This window comes from Thermogutta hypogea (assembly GCF_055386265.1).
Genome location: NZ_AP042425.1, coordinates 738,983 through 754,864, shown reverse-complemented (window position 1 = coordinate 754,864; position 15,882 = coordinate 738,983). Strand labels below are relative to the sequence as shown.

At 60.5% G+C, this 15,882-nt stretch carries 17 protein-coding genes; all 17 read left to right on the top strand.

Annotated features, from left to right (window positions below; all coding sequences use genetic code 11):
- Window positions 1–147 precede the first annotated feature (147 nt).
- Complete coding sequence (locus ACZ5B4_RS02555) at window positions 148–681, top strand: flagellar export chaperone FliS (RefSeq protein WP_464912878.1); 534 nt, start codon at window positions 148–150, stop codon at window positions 679–681.
- Window positions 682–725: 44 nt separating this feature from the next.
- Window positions 726–1,586, top strand: coding sequence for a menaquinone biosynthesis family protein (locus ACZ5B4_RS02550; protein ID WP_464912877.1), 861 nt, complete (start codon window positions 726–728; stop codon window positions 1,584–1,586).
- Between the two features lie 416 nt (window positions 1,587–2,002).
- Entirely contained in the window at window positions 2,003–3,583 is a 1,581-nt protein-coding gene (locus ACZ5B4_RS02545; RefSeq protein ID WP_464912876.1) for a phosphoenolpyruvate carboxykinase, read from the top strand.
- Window positions 3,584–3,612: 29 nt separating this feature from the next.
- Window positions 3,613–4,503: a bifunctional methylenetetrahydrofolate dehydrogenase/methenyltetrahydrofolate cyclohydrolase FolD gene (folD, locus tag ACZ5B4_RS02540; RefSeq protein ID WP_464912875.1), complete on the top strand. Its 891-nt coding sequence runs from the start codon at window positions 3,613–3,615 to the stop codon at window positions 4,501–4,503.
- 230 nt (window positions 4,504–4,733) lie between these two features.
- Window positions 4,734–4,958: a translation initiation factor IF-1 gene (infA, locus tag ACZ5B4_RS02535; RefSeq protein WP_464912874.1), complete on the top strand. Its 225-nt coding sequence runs from the start codon at window positions 4,734–4,736 to the stop codon at window positions 4,956–4,958.
- Window positions 4,959–5,310: 352 nt separating this feature from the next.
- Window positions 5,311–6,441 (top strand): hypothetical protein, encoded by a 1,131-nt coding sequence (locus ACZ5B4_RS02530; RefSeq protein ID WP_464912873.1) that lies wholly within the window; start codon window positions 5,311–5,313, stop codon window positions 6,439–6,441.
- Window positions 6,442–6,643: 202 nt separating this feature from the next.
- Window positions 6,644–7,450, top strand: coding sequence for a sugar phosphate isomerase/epimerase family protein (locus tag ACZ5B4_RS02525; protein ID WP_464912872.1), 807 nt, complete (start codon window positions 6,644–6,646; stop codon window positions 7,448–7,450).
- A gap of 225 nt (window positions 7,451–7,675) precedes the next feature.
- On the top strand, window positions 7,676–7,933 hold the full coding sequence (locus ACZ5B4_RS02520) for a hypothetical protein (RefSeq protein WP_464912871.1): 258 nt from the start codon (window positions 7,676–7,678) through the stop codon (window positions 7,931–7,933).
- A gap of 449 nt (window positions 7,934–8,382) precedes the next feature.
- Window positions 8,383–9,024 (top strand): type IV pilus modification PilV family protein, encoded by a 642-nt coding sequence (locus ACZ5B4_RS02515; RefSeq protein WP_464912870.1) that lies wholly within the window; start codon window positions 8,383–8,385, stop codon window positions 9,022–9,024.
- 34 nt (window positions 9,025–9,058) lie between these two features.
- Window positions 9,059–9,883 (top strand): hypothetical protein, encoded by an 825-nt coding sequence (locus tag ACZ5B4_RS02510; RefSeq protein ID WP_464912869.1) that lies wholly within the window; start codon window positions 9,059–9,061, stop codon window positions 9,881–9,883.
- Between the two features lie 5 nt (window positions 9,884–9,888).
- The gene (locus ACZ5B4_RS02505; RefSeq protein WP_464912868.1) at window positions 9,889–11,457 is read left to right on the top strand and encodes a hypothetical protein; all 1,569 of its coding nucleotides are present in this window, start codon (window positions 9,889–9,891) and stop codon (window positions 11,455–11,457) included.
- A 44-nt stretch (window positions 11,458–11,501) separates the two neighbouring features.
- The gene (locus ACZ5B4_RS02500) at window positions 11,502–11,810 is read left to right on the top strand and encodes a hypothetical protein (protein WP_464912867.1); all 309 of its coding nucleotides are present in this window, start codon (window positions 11,502–11,504) and stop codon (window positions 11,808–11,810) included.
- Window positions 11,797–12,405, top strand: coding sequence for a prepilin-type N-terminal cleavage/methylation domain-containing protein (locus ACZ5B4_RS02495; protein WP_464912866.1), 609 nt, complete (start codon window positions 11,797–11,799; stop codon window positions 12,403–12,405). The genes ACZ5B4_RS02500 and ACZ5B4_RS02495 overlap by 14 nt, the downstream gene beginning before the upstream one ends.
- A gap of 73 nt (window positions 12,406–12,478) precedes the next feature.
- Entirely contained in the window at window positions 12,479–13,597 is a 1,119-nt protein-coding gene (pilM, locus tag ACZ5B4_RS02490) for a pilus assembly protein PilM (protein ID WP_464912865.1), read from the top strand.
- 48 nt (window positions 13,598–13,645) lie between these two features.
- Window positions 13,646–14,392, top strand: a complete 747-nt coding sequence (locus ACZ5B4_RS02485; RefSeq protein ID WP_464912864.1) for a PilN domain-containing protein — start codon at window positions 13,646–13,648, stop codon at window positions 14,390–14,392.
- Between the two features lie 145 nt (window positions 14,393–14,537).
- On the top strand, window positions 14,538–15,083 hold the full coding sequence (locus tag ACZ5B4_RS02480) for a hypothetical protein (RefSeq protein ID WP_464912863.1): 546 nt from the start codon (window positions 14,538–14,540) through the stop codon (window positions 15,081–15,083).
- Window positions 15,084–15,152: 69 nt separating this feature from the next.
- The gene (locus ACZ5B4_RS02475) at window positions 15,153–15,848 is read left to right on the top strand and encodes a hypothetical protein (protein WP_464912862.1); all 696 of its coding nucleotides are present in this window, start codon (window positions 15,153–15,155) and stop codon (window positions 15,846–15,848) included.
- Window positions 15,849–15,882: the final 34 nt, after the last annotated feature.

Genomic DNA, 15,882 nt, shown 5'->3' with positions numbered 1-15,882 from the left:
GGGGACGGCGTCCCGAAGCGCGTCCCAGGCCGAAGCCGTTCCGGAGCATGACGGACCGGTTATTCGATAAGCAACCCGCTTCCGCCAAGGTAAGCGTTGCCCCGCCATGTGACATTACTACATTCCCCGCAAGCTCGGACCGCGCGCATGCAAGCCTCGTACGGTGATCGTTATTTGGAATCGGAGGTGCTGACGGCTTCCCCGCAGCGATTGCATCTGCTTTTGATCGAAGCCGCCGTGCGGTACATTGAGCGGACCCGCGCCGCCTGGCAGCGGCAAGACCGCGAAACGGCGTTCGAGGCGCTTACGAAGGCTCAACAAATCGTCGCCGAAATGCTGGCGGCGATGAAGATGGATACCGCGCCGGACTTCGTCAAGCAGGTTGCCGCCATTTACACGTTCGTGTATCGAACCTTGGTGGAAGCCGGCCTGAAGCAGGACGAAAAGCTGCTGCACGACGCCCTCCGGGTTTTGCACATTGAACGCGAAACGTGGTTGGAAGTCTGCCGCAAAGTGGGTACGGGCGGCGGGAATGATGAGGCGTCCCTATCGACGGCCGCCCCGTCGGCCGAGACCTCCGCCTCCCAGCCTGCCGCGCCGGCCCCGCCTCGCTACTTGACAGCCGCCGCACCGAACGACTATTCGGTGGAAGATGCCGCCGGTCATTCCTGGGAGGCGTGAGTGCGTCTCCGCGCCGGGCGGCACGCTCGCGCGGAGGTTTGCGGATGGCGAATTCCTCGTTTCTGATCCGAGTGGGGCACAGCCCGGACCCCGACGATGCGTTCATGTTTTACGCCCTGGCCAAGGACAAGATTCCGACGGGGCGCTACCGCTTCGTGCACGAATTGGTCGACATCGAGACCCTGAATCAACGGGCTTTCACCGGCGAATTGGAGCTGACGGCCCTCAGCATCCACGCCTACGCCTATCTGCCGGATCGCTACATTCTGTGCAATTGCGGGGCCAGCATGGGCGATAACTACGGCCCGATGCTCGTTACCCGAGAAGGCGATCCGCCGCAAGACTTAACTCGGTCCACGATCGCCGTGCCCGGCCGTCTTACCAGCGCCTTTCTCGCCCTTCGCCTCTACCTGAACCGTGAGTTCGATCACGTCATCGTCCCCTTCGACCGGATCCCCCGCGCGGTGGCTGAGGGACGCTACGGTGATCGGCCCGTGGATGCGGGTCTGCTCATTCACGAAGGGCAGCTCACCTATTCCCAAAGCGGACTGAAGCGAATCATCGACTTGGGGCAATGGTGGACGCAGGAGACCGGCTTGCCCTTGCCCTTGGGCGCCAATGCCGTCCGTAAAGATCTCGGCGCGGAAGTCGCCGCGGACGTGGAACGGCTTCTCCTGGCGAGCATCCGCTACGGGCTTGAGCACCGAGAAGAGGCTTTGGCTTACGCCCGGCAATACGGCCGTGATTTGGACGCCGCCTTGGCCGACCGCTTTGTGGGAATGTACGTCAACCATTGGACGCTCGATTTCGGTCCGCGCGGCCGCACGGCCATCGCCGAGTTCTTGCGGCGCGGCTTCGAATGCGGTGCCCTCCCCAGCCCGGTTGTGCCGGAATTCATAACCTGACAGCTCGACGGCTTCGTCCCCGTCTCGGTTTCCTATCGGAGAGCCGAGCAGGGGCCGTTTCGACGGCTCACAGCCGGGGTTGCTTCCCCTGGGGTTTGGCGGTCCGAGATGCCGGACCTGGTGAATGCCGATCGAGATGGTTAGACTTGAGGTCTTGATGCCGCGATGGAATCGCCCGTTCCTTGGGAATAAACCGAAGCCGGGTTCGCTTTCGCGATAGGTGCCGGAGTCGCCCGCACTCGTTGGGAAAGTGCGGCCGGTGCACGTGTTGATTTCCCCGCCTCATGTTTCCACGGGGAGGTATGCGTGCGGTCCGGGACGGTCGCACACCCTCGTTTCGAAGCTCGGCTCGCGAGGCCCGGTGGGCATTCGTTTCGAGGACGGCTTTTTGCCAACTTGCTCTAGGAGTCAACCGTATGTTTGAGGAATTCTCTCAAGCGGCCAAGTCGATTTTTGAAAAGGCCCAGCACGACGGTCGGCTGATTCGCAACCCCGATACTTCCCGCCTACGGTTGCTCGCCTTGGAGGAACCCGAGGTCCGCGAGAGCAGGTACGGATCCTTGGCGGTGGATTCGGAACCCACTTCCCGGGCCGCGATGTTCACGAAGAACAACATCGATTCGAAGTTCGGAAAGCCCGAATACGACCTCTTGGAGGCGGTCAAAGCGGCACTCGAAAAGGTCGAGATCGTAAGCATCGACGTGCAAGTCGGCGACGGCACGGAAGGCATAACGGCGAGGCTGATCGTGCCGCGGCGGTTCGCGCATGTTGCCTTCGCCGGGCTGAAGCTGTTCAAGCCCGCCACGACCGAAGAGCCGACCTACCAGGTCATCATGTTTACGGATGAGGCCTTCGAGAGCAATAAGCAGAAGAAGCTGCCGAACAAGGACATCACGATCCGGTTAGCCCACGACCGGCGCACCGGCCGCATGGTCAAGATCGTCCGTAACAGCAACTATTTCGGCGAGTGGAAGAAGGGGGTTTTCGCGGGCGAGGATTTTCGCGTCAAGCAGAGCGGCAACGCGGTATTCCTGCATGTGGGATGCCGGCGCGATACGTTGGAGACTCCGCACGGCGAATATCATACGACCTGCTCGTTGTTCGCGGCCTTGAGCGCCAACGGCAAGACCAGCACCACGTGCAAGGTGCTCGCCCGCAAGGGGCGCGAACGATCTTGGCTCATCCAGGATGACGGCGGCTCGCTCCATCGGGACGGAACGTTTCACGGCTTCGAGCCGGGCGGCATCTTCGTCAAGACGGACGGCCTGAACCCGGGCGATCAATTGGAAGCCTACTATGCCTCGCTCAAACGCGAAACCTTCTTGGAGAACGTCTGGATCGAGCCGGACGGGGCCATCGACTTTTTCAATATGGAACGCACGTCCAACGGCCGAGCCGTCATCGAGCGACGCGACTTCATGCATGCCGCTCAATCGATCAACTCGGACCGCGTCGACAACCTGTTCCTGATCACCCGAGGTAACATCATCCCGGCGATCGCCAAGCTGACCCATGAGCAGGCCGCGGCCTTCATGGTTCTGGGGCAGTCGATGGAGTCCTCGGCGGGCGACCCCACTCAGGCCGGGAAAATCAAGAATTGCTTCTTCTACGACCCGTTCCTGGCCGGCGATCGCGCGGAACACGCGAACCTCTTCTACGACATACTCAAGGCCAACTCCCACATCCAGTGCTATCTGCTCAACACCGGATTCGTCGGCGAAGGCGAATCGATGCGGGATATTCGGCTGGCGGATACCATGGGTATCTTGGACTCCGTCCTCCGCAGCGGTTTGGATGAATGGGTGTTCTCTCCCAGAACCGGATTGCACGTTCCGGCGGCGGTGCGTTTGGTGGACTCCATTCTGTTCCACCCGGAAAAGCTTTTCCCGCACGACGTCTTCGAGGAACGACAGAAGGCGTTGGAAAAGCACCGAGCCGAATTCATCGATCAGTTTCCCGGCCTGCATCCGGAGATCCGCAAGGTGTTCCAACCTTAGATCCTTTCCGGCGGAAAAAGATTGCGATCATGGCGGCTCAAATCATCGACGGCAAGGCGATCGCTCAGCAGGTCCGCGATGAGATTCGCCGGGAAGCGGCGGATTTCACGGCACGCTACGGCGTCGCTCCCGGTTTGGCGACGGTGCTTGTGGGCGAGGATCCGGCCTCCATTTCCTATGTGACGGCGAAGAACCGCACTTGCAAAGAATTGGGCATGGAGTCGTTTCATCATCCGCTTCCCGCCGATACCTCGCAAGAAACTCTGCTCGCTCTCATCGAACGGCTGAATCAGGACCGCAGCGTCCACGGCATCCTCGTGCAACTGCCCTTGCCGCGGCATATCGACGAAAAGCAAGTGCTTTTCAGCATCGATCCCGATAAGGACGTGGACGGGTTTCATCCCGTCAATGTCGGCCGATTGATGATCGGCGAGGCGGTGTTTCCCCCCTGCACCCCGGCCGGCATCCAAGAATTACTGATTCGTTCGGGAACGGTGATTCCGGGATCCGAGGTCGTGGTGGTGGGCCGCAGCAACATCGTGGGAAAGCCCATCGCGGTGATGCTCGTGCAAAAACAGGCCGGTGCCGACGCCACCGTCACGATATGCCACACCCGGACTCGAAACCTCCAAGAGCACACGCGGCGTGCGGAGATTCTGATCGTGGCCGCGGGCAGACCCAATGCCGTGACGGGGAGCATGATTCGCCCCGGAGCGACGGTGATCGACGTCGGCGTCAATCGGGTCGGCACCACGGAATCCGGAAAGGCCAAGCTGGTCGGCGATGTCGAATTCGCGTCAGCGAGTGAGGTGGCGGGCAAGATCACGCCGGTTCCCGGCGGGGTGGGTCCGATGACGATTGCCATGTTGATGCGAAACACGCTCCGAGCAGCCAAGCTCAAAGCCGGCGTCACTGACTGAGATCAGCGGATTGGTAGGAAACCATCGTTCGGAAGACGCCGCGAACTGCCGCCGCGATTGCGCTCTTGTCGCCCGTCCGCAACAATGCCCGACGGCGACGAAATCGGAGACGGCGTCGAACTGCGAGCCTTCGGCCCTTGGAACAGAGCGGACTCGTTGTTACCATGAAGAATTCCGTTCCCGGTGCGCAAGGGACACGGTTCGGTTCGAGGTCTTCCCGGGAGAGGTTTATGGCGAAGGAAAAAGAATCGGGGTTCGAAGTCTCCGGCACGGTGCTCGAGGCGTTAGCCAACACCAATTTTCGGGTGCAGCTCGAGAACGGCCATATCGTGACGGCATACGTGGCCGGCAAAATGCGAAAGAACTTTATCCGAATCGTCCCCGGCGATAAGGTTCGGGTCGAGATTTCCCCTTACGATCTGAGCAAGGGACGCATTACCTATCGGGAGCGGTAAACACGCTCGACTTTTCTCCGATCAGCCGAGACGTACAAGCTGAGCGGACTACCGTTTCTTACCAGTTCCGGCAGATCGGCAAGTTTTCCCTCCTCGGTCCGATCCAGGTCCCCGATTCTGCCGCACCCCCGTTTCCTCCTCGATCTCCCGAGGCCCTTTCCATTTCGGCATTCTTTGCGCGCCTGCCATCAGGGAGGACCGGCATCGGCAAATCATGGCGGTTTTTGGACAGGACGGCTAGAATTAAGGAGCTAAACTGAGAAGGGGCCGGCCTAAGCTGCGGGTACGCCATCGGTTACCAATTCCTCCGCAGGGGCTGATCCGGCTCAAATCCCCCCAAAAGGGCGATCCCATGGTTTCACAACGTATCAGTTATCACGTCCGTGGTTGCAGCAATTACGGCGGCCTGGTCGCAATTATTCTCTGCTGCGGGGTTATCTTGGACCGAGTAGGCCCAGACCTCGCGATTGCAGCCGAACAACGCTCGCCCGTCTTGGCGGCTGCGGCCCAAGGCCCAGCCTCGGAAGCGACGGTGACGGCGATCGGACAGCCGCGCATTTTGCGGCGCGTTCGCCCTCCGCGCCCGCGGAGCGCTCCGGCCCTGCCCGCGGAAAAAGGCACACCGAACACGGATACTGCATCAGACCGAGATAGCCGTTCGGGGGACAAATCGAAACCGCAGTTCATCCGCTTGCTAGAGAAAAAGGATCAGCCTGTTGCCTTGCAGACTTCCATTGTGACCTATCGGACGAAACCGAGGGCCGACGATCTCCCGGCCGACCTTCAAGTCGACTTGGTGGGCGTCATCCACTTGGGTGAGACGGTCTATTATCAAACGTTGAACGAGATCCTCACGAAGTATGACGTCGTTTTGTACGAGTTGGTAGCGCCGGAAGGGACGCGGGTCCCGGCGGGCGGGGGCAGGTCCGATCATCCCATCTCGTTCCTTCAGCGAGGCATGACCGCGATTCTCGGCTTAACCTATCAACTCAGCGCCATCGACTACCACCGGGACAATTTCGTCCATGCCGATTTATCGCCGGATGAATTCGCCAAGAGCATGGAAGAGCGAGGCGAGAGTCTTTGGGCCATGGCGCTTCGCTCGATGGGCTACCAGATGGCCAAGAACGCGTCCGGCAAGGCCAAGGTCAGCGATGCCGACCTATTGGCCGCGTTTTTCAGCAAGAACCGCAACTTGGAGCTGAAACGCATCTTCGCCCGGCAATTGGCCGAGGACCCCGAGGGGCAGATCCAAGCGATGGAAGGGCCGGAGGGATCCACCCTGATTGCCGGCCGCAACGAGCGGGTCTTGGAGGTGCTCCGTCGCGAGGTCGCAAAGGGACATCGAAAGATCGCCATTTTCTACGGCGCGGGCCACATGCCGCATTTTCACCAGCGATTGACGGAAATCGGCCTTGAGGTCACCAAGACGCGGTGGTTGAACGCGTGGGATCTCCGCGATCCCGCCGAAACAACACCCTAAAACACCCCGCCGCAGGATGCAACCTGCGTGATCGGACCGGGCGCGGAACGCTGACACCGGACCTCGACGGAACGAAGCCGCCTCTTTACGCGGAGCGACAAATGCTGCATACTTGCTGCTCGGGGAACGGTCGCCCCGGGAATCCCCCGCTTTGGTTTCATGGATTCCTCCGACGGAAAGATCTTGACGGAGTTTGACACGGATGGCGTTAATTTCGGTTTGCGAAACCACCACCTTCCGCTGGTCCTTTGAAGAAGACGTCGACCGCTATCGTCGGTTGGGCATTCCGGCGATTGGGGTGTGGAGGCAAAAGCTGTCCGACTTCGGCGAGGAAAAAGGCGCGGACTTGCTGGCGGAGTACGGGCTCAAGGTATCCAGTCTGCATTGGGCGGGCGGTTTCACGGGAAGCGACGGCCGTTCCTACAAGGCCGCCATCGAAGACGCCATGGATGCCGTCCGTTTGGCGGGAGAGCTGAAGGCGGAATGCCTGTTGGTATACAGCGGGGCGAGGGGCGGCCACACCTACAATCATGCCCGGCGTCTCTTTCGCGATGCCCTCAAGACGCTGGCCCCGATGGCCGAGCAATACGGAATCAATCTGGCCGTCGAACCAATGCATCCCGCCTGTGCGGAAGAATTCACCTTCGTCACCAACTGGAATGAGTATTTGGAAGTCTTCTCGGCCGTGGGTTCGCCACGAATCAAGCTTCTGTTGGATACCTACCATTTGGGTTTCGAGGAAGACCTGCTCGAGCGGATTCCGGAGTTGGTCCCTCAAATCGGCCTGGTTCAACTCGGCGATGGCAGGGCCGCGCCGACCATGGAACAGAATCGCTGCTTATTGGGCACCGGCGTCGTCCCGTTGCGAGAAATCTTATCTCACCTGCGGACCCACGGATATGACGGGTTCTTCGAAATCGAACTGATCGGCGAGGATTTGGAGTCCATGGACTACGAGCAGATTCTCCAGGAATCCATCCAATTCTGCCACGCCGCGAATCTTTTCTAGCCATCCCTGCCGCCTTGCTTATCCCAGGACAATCACACCACGGCATTAACCCTGTGAAATGATCTGGACGCAAGCGTCCGCACTGAGTATCTTTCCGCCGGAATGGGTAATTGACCGGGCGTGTTCGCTGGGACGGCCGCGAGGATGAATGCGGTTTTGTCAAGCGACCCGTTCCAACATGACGTCGTTTTTGCCCGTGGCAAGAAACAAGGAGGTCGCGAGACAATGAATTTCTTCTCCTGGATACGAGAGGGCGTGCGGCAGGCCGTGCTGTTAGGTGTTGCGGATGCCGTGGACAACCTGGGCACAACCCCCGATGGCGGGGATTACCGCGAACGAATCGGAGAAGCGCTCCGGATGATGCCCGAGGCTGAGCAATGGAAGCAATTGACGGCATCTTCAGGGCGGCTTCCTCGTCGGAAATTGGGACGCAGCCTTGAGGATATCCAGGCGGCGGCCCGAAATAACCAACCGCACAAGTAGCAAATCACCGCCCGTTGCCGGGCCGAGTGGGATTCGCTCCGCGGATCACTTCGTGCCGGCCGGACTCAGAATGGTCGATACCGCGTTTGAGGTTCGGTCCCACAGGCCGAACCTTTTGCTTTGAATGCCGGCCGAGGAGCGACGTACCACCGCTGCGAACCGACCGTGCACCATTCCGGTTGGGATTGCGTAACCCATTCTTTCCATACGATCCGACCGTCGTCTTGACTCGCGGGGAATGATGTGCGACGGTCGGCCCGACTCTTCGCATCGCATCACCGCGCGCCGTGCTTCGCGTAGGCGGTTGTTGCCGGGGCGGCGCACGCTTTGCCCGACCGGTCGCCAAACCGGTCGAGGCCGGTGTGCAAGCTATAGTTTCTTTGATCCGTAGTTTCGCCTTCGGCCCTCACTGGTCACCCCTACCGCTTCGCCCCCGCAACCACCCTGCCATGGTCCATCGCACTTTTGCGACTCCCGATTTGCGGTTTCAGGCATCGCCGCGACGACGACCGCTCCGAAACGCCGGATTCACTTTGGTCGAGGTCATGGTAGCCTTGGCGATCTTCGGAATCACCGCGGCGGCCATCGCCTTGTCGATCACTTCGAGCCTCGCCCTTGCAGAGGACACTCGCGACCGCTTGATCGCCCAAGGTCTGGCCGGGCAAATGTTGGACGAGATCTTGGGAAACTGTTACAGCGAAGGAAACGCGATCCCCTACGATACCTACCTTCGTCCCGGCTTCGCCGAGGCGGCAACGGGCAATCGTTCCGCCTTTGACGACATCGATGACTTCAATGGTTGGGTTGAGGAGCCGCCCAAGGACCCCTGGGGGATACCCCTGGGGCGAGAGGACGGTTCGGGCGGGTATCGTCCGCCGGCGGCGCGAAGTGCATCACTCCAACGATTTCGCCGAGAGGTTCGCGTCGCCTACGTATCGCCCCCGAATTACTCCACGCCGCTTCCTCACGGCCAGGTGACGGACTTTCGGCTGGTTGAGGTGCGAGTCTATCGCCGCAAACAAGACGGTGGGTTGGTCCTGTTGGCCCGGGCATCTCAGGTTGTGGCCCACACCCCTACCGAAACCTGGTGAAGGCGACGCGCCGCGCGTAAACGTTGGGACTGCCATGTCGAAATTGAACGCCGGAAAGCGACCGAGCTGGAAAACCGGCGCGACCCGGCTGTCGCGCCGCAACGCGATCACGCTACTGGAAATCCTGATCGCCGTCGGGATTGCGGCCATGATCATGACGGCCACAGCAGCACTTCTGAAGACATCCGAAGACGCCTTCGAGGAAAACACGGGACAAGCCGAAGCCGTGCAGGCCGGGCGGATGTGTTTGGAGCGAATCCGGCGGCTCTTCTCGGAGAGCTACGCCAACGAGCTGTTTCCCGGCGCGCTCGTCGTCAGCGACGTCGGCCCCTCGGGCACGTTTCCCGAGTGCCTTGTGTTGTGGCATCCGGCCGGCAGCCCTCTTGATCCGGACGGCCTGCCGAAAGTCAAGGAGCTGGTGTTTTTCTATCCCAACCCGTCCCAACCGAATGAGGTCCTGGAAGTCACGGTGCCCCATCGTAGTGAAACGGCCCCGGCCTACGCGGATGCGTCCGCTTGGCGCATTCTGCTGAAAATGGTCAAGTCGGACGGCCTGCGCAAGACGGTGACCTGGTCCGACCGCTTGCGTACGTTCCAAATTGACGGCACCCGGCGGGGTGCGTTGCGTTTTGCGATTCGGTTACGTCCTACGTTTGCGGAGTGGAACAATCCAGCCGTCTCTTGGCAGACCATGGCTTGGCCCCAAGGCCTATTTAGTCTGCAAACCGGAGTCCGGCACGTCTGGTTGGCAACGGAGCTGCAAATCCAGGTGCGAACCGCCGACGCCTCTGCAACCGGCGCCGTGCCGTTGTTCGGCTCGGCCGGCCGCATGTACGTCGTGAGAGCCGACCGGAGGTAGTCGCCATGGCAAATTTCCCCCCCCAGCGGTCCCCCAGGATTCGCTCCCGGACTTTGGCGGGGCGCGTGCACGGCCGACCCACGCGCAGCGCCGTGGTGATGCTCACCATCCTGTTCGCGGTGATGGCGGCGCTGGCGATCTCGTACGCCGCGTCCTATATCCTTGCCCGCCGAAGCGCCATCGAGAACAACCATACGCTTGCGGAATCGGCGCGTCGCGCAGCGGATACGGGCCTGTCCGTGGGTATGCAAAAGGTGTTCTCGTCCCAATGGCCCGGAGTCGACGGGCTGCTGGCGGGGGGCTGCGGCGACAATCAATCCTTCGAAGTGCGTTTCCTACCCGGCGACTCGCAGCTAAGCCCCGGCGACGCGGACTACTCTCGCTTGCCGTTGCGGATCACGATGAAAGCGATCGGTAAGGCCTGGCCTCCAGGGCGGCCCGACTATCCCGCCGTCTGCGAGAAGCGTGTGACCCTGGAGCTGGTGCCGCGGGCACTGGCGCCGCAACCACAAGATTGGATTTCCATTACCTCGCACGCCGTCTACCAAACGCAAACCACCGCCTGCAAATTGAATGTGCCTTACCGTTTCGGGGGCAAGGCCCGGTTTCAGAGCAGTCTTTCGATCGCCGATGCCTACCCGAACGACTCCACGGCGTGGTACCTCTACATGGACCATCTGCGAAAGATGATGCTGAGCGGCTATCCTGACTTTCGGCCGTTCTCCGCGACTGTCACTTTGCCTTTCACGGTGCAACCCCCGGAAACCGTCAATACGCTCGCTGTATTACTGGGCGTGGAAACGAAACCGGCGGCTGGAATGAACGTCCAATCCGATTTGACGCTGCAAACGGATCTGACCGAATACCGCCTTTTTCCCGGCGGACCGAGTTACGTCATCCCCGGTCTCGCCGGCGTGCTGGAGAACACCGTCCTCGGCTCAGACCCGGCCTCCAATCCACTGGGACTGTACTATTCCGGTGGGAACCTGGAACTGCGCGGCAACGTCACCGTGCACGGCAGCCTGTATGCGAACGGAGATATCATCGTGACGGGCAGCCAGATTCTCCTAGAGCCGACGGAATTGCCGGCCCCCGGTGCGACCAACGCCAGCCTCCGTATTCCGACGCTGAGCGGCAAGAAGCTGCACGTGGACACGTTCGGAACGTCGCGGACCATCCACGGTTTGGTGGGACTATTCGGTCACTTTCACGTGCGAGAGAATGCCGCGACCACGGAATTGACCATCCAGGGCAAAGTTTTCGCCCCGGAGTTCCGCATCGATTCGCGGTCCCCCTGGAATCAGCAGGACTGGAAGCGGCTGCGGCAGGATTTCGAAGCCCAATACCCTACCGCCTCGGGTGAGAACCGCTTTTTTCCGCTTTGGCTGCGCAACGCTCGCGGACTCGATCCCGCCCCGCGAATTCGGGTGGAGCCCGAAAGTGAAGAACCGACCTATCACTGGTTGAGATCCGGGGAAGCGATCTACGCTCCCGGTCCCAACGACAAGACAGTGCTGGACCCGTCGCCCGGCTTGCGTTGGTCGGTGATTCGGTGGGATTCGCCAGCCTCATAATCCACGGCGGCACATGCGACTCATATTGGACAAGGAAACATTCTATGACGAAATTATCGTTCGTAGCGGTAGTATCGGCCGCGATCTTGGCCGCCGTCGTCGTGCTAGACTTTTCCAGGGGACGTCCATCGGCGTTGGGGGAAGTCTCCAATCAGCCCTTCGCCAACGCGGTTGAGCAGCGGATGGAGATGATCGCGCATCTGCGGGCCGTCCGCGAGGCGCTGACGGAGCAGAATCGCCTCCTGGTCGAGCAAAACAAGCTGCTCCAAGAGCAGCTCCAGGTCCTCAAACGGCCGGTCCCCGCGGATCGGACGAGATCGGAAAAAAACGGCGACGGTGATGACAAACGATGATTTTTCGGCAACCGAACGCGGGCGATCGCGGCGGGCGTTCACGCTCATCGAGATGATGCTCGCATTCCTGATTTTGGCCGTCATCTTGGCCGTTGCGTGGCCGTCCTTCCGCCCCAGCAGCCATGAGCAGCTCCGAGCGGCGGCCCAAATCGTGGCGGCCGAGATCACCCAAGCACGGGATTACGCCATCACGTTTAACAGCAAGTATCGCGTCGTCTTCGACGTGCCGGGGAATCGTTTGTACTGGAAGCACAGTGGAAACAATGCCGCCCTGAACATTTTGCCGGACGACTTCCTCTCGGACGGCGACGGCGATCCGACGAAACGAATTCTGGATCTCGACGAACGCGCCGCCGTGATCGGCCGTGTTCGCTTGGTCGGAGCGGCTGACTTCGACGCGTCGGCAAAACCGACCGAGTTCGTGGAATTCGGTCCGACAGGATCGTTGGAGACCGCGAGGCAAACCATGATCTGGCTGACGGACGGCATTCAGCCGTCACCCCGATACGTGGCGATCATCATCGACGGCGTTACCGGTTCCGTTCAGGTCGGGCCGTTGGACGCCATCGGGCCGCCGGCCTGGCTGTTCCGCTAGTCGGGATCGGATCGGCCCGTATTTTCCCCTTGAGCACGAATTCAGGTCATCGACAGAAACGGACGGCGGTCTCATGCGACTATGGAAACGCAGTCACGGTCCGATCGGCGTGGATATCGGTAACCGCTCGATCAAATTGGTTCAGCTTTCGGCGGACGGAACGACGCTCGTCGAGGCGGTGCGATGGGACGGCCTTGAAGCATCATCGGCCGGCCCGGACGACGGCGAGTCGGTCAAGGAAACCGCCGCGGCTTTAAGGCAGGCGCTGTCGAAAGGACGTTTCCACGGGCGAAGGGCCGTCTTTTGCCTTTCCGCCGCCGATTTGATGACCCAAAACGTCCGGGTTGCGGACGGCGGAAAAGAGTCTCTCGCGGCGGCGGTGGCCGACGAATGCGCAGGCCGGCTGGGACTCTCGCCGGAAACCGCGGAGATCCGCTATCTCGATGTCGGACCGGTCCGGCAGGGAGAAACGGTACGACGCGAGGTCATCGTGCTGGCGACCCGCCGGAACCTGACCGAGCGGTTGCTTCGAATTGCGGACGCAGTCGGCTTGGATTTGTGCGGGATCGACGCCGAGCCGCTGGCCTTGCTGCGGTGCCGCCTACGACAGTTTCGCCGTGAAGAGGACCGGCACGAACCCAAGATGTTCGTGAACTTGGGATATCGGCTGACGCAGATGATGATTGTGCGGGATCATCAACCCGCCTTCATCAAAAACGTAGCCGTGGCGGGCAAAGAACTCGATGCCGCCGTGTGTCAGAGTCTGCAACTCCGGCCGGAAGTCGGCCATGGTTTGAGACGCAACTACGGAGATCGTCGTGCAAGCCACCGCGACCCGGAAGTGATGCGAAGCGTGCAGCAGGCTGTTCGCCCTCTGCTGGAACGTCTGGCGGGGGAAATCGCCATGGCCGTTCGCTACTTCAGCGTGACGTTCCGAGGCGAACCGCCGGCCGCGGTGATTCTGGGCGGAAGCGAAGCGGACGATCTTGCGCGAGACCTTCTGCAACAACAACTCCATACCGCCGTGGAATTCAGCGATCCGCTCAGGGCCTTCGAGGTTCGGTGCCGCATCCCTCGGCCCCGGCAATGGGAGACGGCAATCGGACTGGCCCTGTTCGGATCTACCGAAAGAGCACGCTCCGTCGAGCGGAAAAGCACTCCCGCCGAGCCGGAACCCGTGGGAAAAAGGTAATACGGTCATGATTTTCGCCAAAATGGGAATATGCCGCGATTGGAAACGATGATGACGGTCGCATCCTATGCCGAAAGAGACTTTCTGCCGACGGAATACCTCGCGCAACGGCGGCGCCGCCGTTCCGTCCTGTTCTCCCTCGTCGTGACGGCGGGGCTGCTTATCGTCCTGCTCGTGCTGAGCGGATACCAGTACCGTTCCCTGACGAACCTCCGATCGCAACAGGCGCGCTTACTGGCCGAGGCCGCCGAACGGGCACAAGCGGCTGAAAGCCTGGAAGCCGTTTCGAAGCAACTTGCCCAAAAGCAGGAACGAGCCGATTGGTTAGCGCGGATCGGCTATCAGACACCGCCTTCGCGCGTCCTATTCAGCCTGATGGCCGTCCTGCCTGATGAAATCGTGTTGGAGGACATCGAATGGAAACGGATCCCCCCCGCCGGCAATGCCGATCCCTTGGCCGGCCGAGCAACCAATGCCGCCATCGGCGAAGATCGCGAGGCTGCTGATCGGGCGGCACTGGAAAGGCTCAAGCAGGATTTGGAACGGGCGCAAGTAACGATCACTTTGCAGGGCCGGGCACGGGAACTGCGCGCCATTCACCAATACGTCTCGGTGTTGTCTCAAAGTGGGCGATTCGACGCGGTGCGGCTGGATTCGGTAGAGGATTCCGCAGAAAAGGAAGGCGTCCGCGACAATCTCTTTCGGATATCGTTGACGATGAACGCGAGCCCTTTAGCGACGGGCAAGGCGACCGAGAGGCCCCCTGCGGGTTCGCCCCTCGCCGCGACCCCGTGACGCGGCCGGCGGGAAGCCGTACATGCCCCGCCGCGTGATTTCGCGTGATCTAGAGTTGAGTAGGTGAAACATTTTTGTTCGAGTGCGGCCGGCTCTGCCCTACCTTAGCGCGGCGCTCGATTTGCCGCCGCCGGATACCGGAACCATGGGAAGTTTCTTGTTCCATTCACGAAAATGGGAAATCGCCGTCCCGGCAATCCTGCTGGCCGCGTATCTCGGCTTTTGGCTGGTGCCGACACTTCGCGAGATCGCCGTCGTACGGCACCGAATTCTCGAGCTACAGCGGGAATCCGCGGGGACCTCGGCCCTCCGCGAACGCATGCATCAGGTGGTCGCCAAGCTTGAAAGCGTGGATGCATTCCTGAAACCGCAGCGGTCGGAACCTGCTCCCGAGGTCGCGATTTCCACCTTCCTCCGCGATACGACTTTGACTGGTGAAAGCGAGGGGGTCAATTTCAGTCGGGTTGCGCCACGTTCCATGCAGCAGATAGGCTGGATGACCTTAAGTGAGATTGAGTTTCAATTCTCAGGAAATACAGAAAACATCGTTCGATTCCTACGCGCATTGGACAACCACCGTAACCTTGCCCTGGTTAAGACTCTCCGCCTCAGTCGCGACCCGGGAGCCGACCTGGTCTCATGTCGCGTAGAGTTGTTAGTTTGTTCCGTTAACTCCGATTATTTCGATTAGTGAAAATGAGCCGTGTTTTCCGATAAGAGGAAGGGCATGCCGTCTCGATAGGCGGCATGCAAACAGGCCATGCGAAAAAAGAAAAAATGGACAACCATTTTGGTCAAGGAGGCAAAACGTAGCCCATTGAAAGCGGCCGCTTTGCTCGGCCTTGCCGTCGTCGCTTCCTACTTGTGGGGCGGAAGAATTTTTCGTCCTGTGACTGTGGATGGAGAATCGGAGCCATCTTTCACCCCCATGAGTGCGTTGACAACGCAGGCGGGCTCGGCTGATGGGATGACGGCGTATGGTATAGGACGAACATCGCCCGGATTCGAGGCAGAGTCGGCTTCCAACGCGCCCTCCGGTATTGGGACGCCGACACCGGTTTGGGTTCAGTTCCAAGACTGGCTTTCGCGGCAGAAGAACGAGGGCGATGAAGCTGCGGCTTTCTGGCGAGACCCTTTCCAACCGCCGGCAACCGTGACGAGCGAAACCGAGCCCAACGTAGCCGACGACCAACCGAGTGACAAAAGCGAAGACGCGACAATTGGGCCGGAAGACTTGGGGCTTGAATTGCGGGGAGTAATCATCGGAAAGCAAGGCAACTTGGCGTTCCTGGGGGATCAGGTGGTTCAGGCAGGATCGCAAGTCATCTTCAACAAGAAGGGACGGAAAATTCCGGTTCGTATCACCGAAATCACCAACGAACATGTGTCGCTCGAGATCGGCGACAAGGAATACGAACTGTCCCTTCCTCCCCTGACCTCGATCGAATCTCCCTGAACGGAACAGGCGCGTGAGACGACAGAGGTAGCAA

Excerpts from the sequence above, each read along its gene's own strand:
- ACZ5B4_RS02550 (WP_464912877.1), top strand. The coding sequence starts at position 726 with ATGGCGAATTCCTCGTTTCTGATCCGAGTGGGGCACAGCCCGGACCCC.
- ACZ5B4_RS02545 (WP_464912876.1), top strand. The coding sequence starts at position 2,003 with ATGTTTGAGGAATTCTCTCAAGCGGCCAAGTCGATTTTTGAAAAGGCC.
- ACZ5B4_RS02480 (WP_464912863.1), top strand. The coding sequence starts at position 14,538 with ATGGGAAGTTTCTTGTTCCATTCACGAAAATGGGAAATCGCCGTCCCG.
- folD (WP_464912875.1), top strand. The coding sequence starts at position 3,613 with ATGGCGGCTCAAATCATCGACGGCAAGGCGATCGCTCAGCAGGTCCGC.
- ACZ5B4_RS02485 (WP_464912864.1), top strand. The coding sequence starts at position 13,646 with ATGATGACGGTCGCATCCTATGCCGAAAGAGACTTTCTGCCGACGGAA.
- ACZ5B4_RS02530 (WP_464912873.1), top strand. The coding sequence starts at position 5,311 with ATGGTTTCACAACGTATCAGTTATCACGTCCGTGGTTGCAGCAATTAC.
- pilM (WP_464912865.1), top strand. The coding sequence starts at position 12,479 with ATGCGACTATGGAAACGCAGTCACGGTCCGATCGGCGTGGATATCGGT.
- ACZ5B4_RS02520 (WP_464912871.1), top strand. The coding sequence starts at position 7,676 with ATGAATTTCTTCTCCTGGATACGAGAGGGCGTGCGGCAGGCCGTGCTG.
- ACZ5B4_RS02515 (WP_464912870.1), top strand. The coding sequence starts at position 8,383 with ATGGTCCATCGCACTTTTGCGACTCCCGATTTGCGGTTTCAGGCATCG.
- infA (WP_464912874.1), top strand. The coding sequence starts at position 4,734 with ATGGCGAAGGAAAAAGAATCGGGGTTCGAAGTCTCCGGCACGGTGCTC.
- ACZ5B4_RS02495 (WP_464912866.1), top strand. The coding sequence starts at position 11,797 with ATGACAAACGATGATTTTTCGGCAACCGAACGCGGGCGATCGCGGCGG.
- ACZ5B4_RS02475 (WP_464912862.1), top strand. The coding sequence starts at position 15,153 with ATGCGAAAAAAGAAAAAATGGACAACCATTTTGGTCAAGGAGGCAAAA.
- ACZ5B4_RS02505 (WP_464912868.1), top strand. The coding sequence starts at position 9,889 with ATGGCAAATTTCCCCCCCCAGCGGTCCCCCAGGATTCGCTCCCGGACT.
- ACZ5B4_RS02555 (WP_464912878.1), top strand. The coding sequence starts at position 148 with ATGCAAGCCTCGTACGGTGATCGTTATTTGGAATCGGAGGTGCTGACG.
- ACZ5B4_RS02510 (WP_464912869.1), top strand. The coding sequence starts at position 9,059 with ATGTCGAAATTGAACGCCGGAAAGCGACCGAGCTGGAAAACCGGCGCG.
- ACZ5B4_RS02500 (WP_464912867.1), top strand. The coding sequence starts at position 11,502 with ATGACGAAATTATCGTTCGTAGCGGTAGTATCGGCCGCGATCTTGGCC.
- ACZ5B4_RS02525 (WP_464912872.1), top strand. The coding sequence starts at position 6,644 with ATGGCGTTAATTTCGGTTTGCGAAACCACCACCTTCCGCTGGTCCTTT.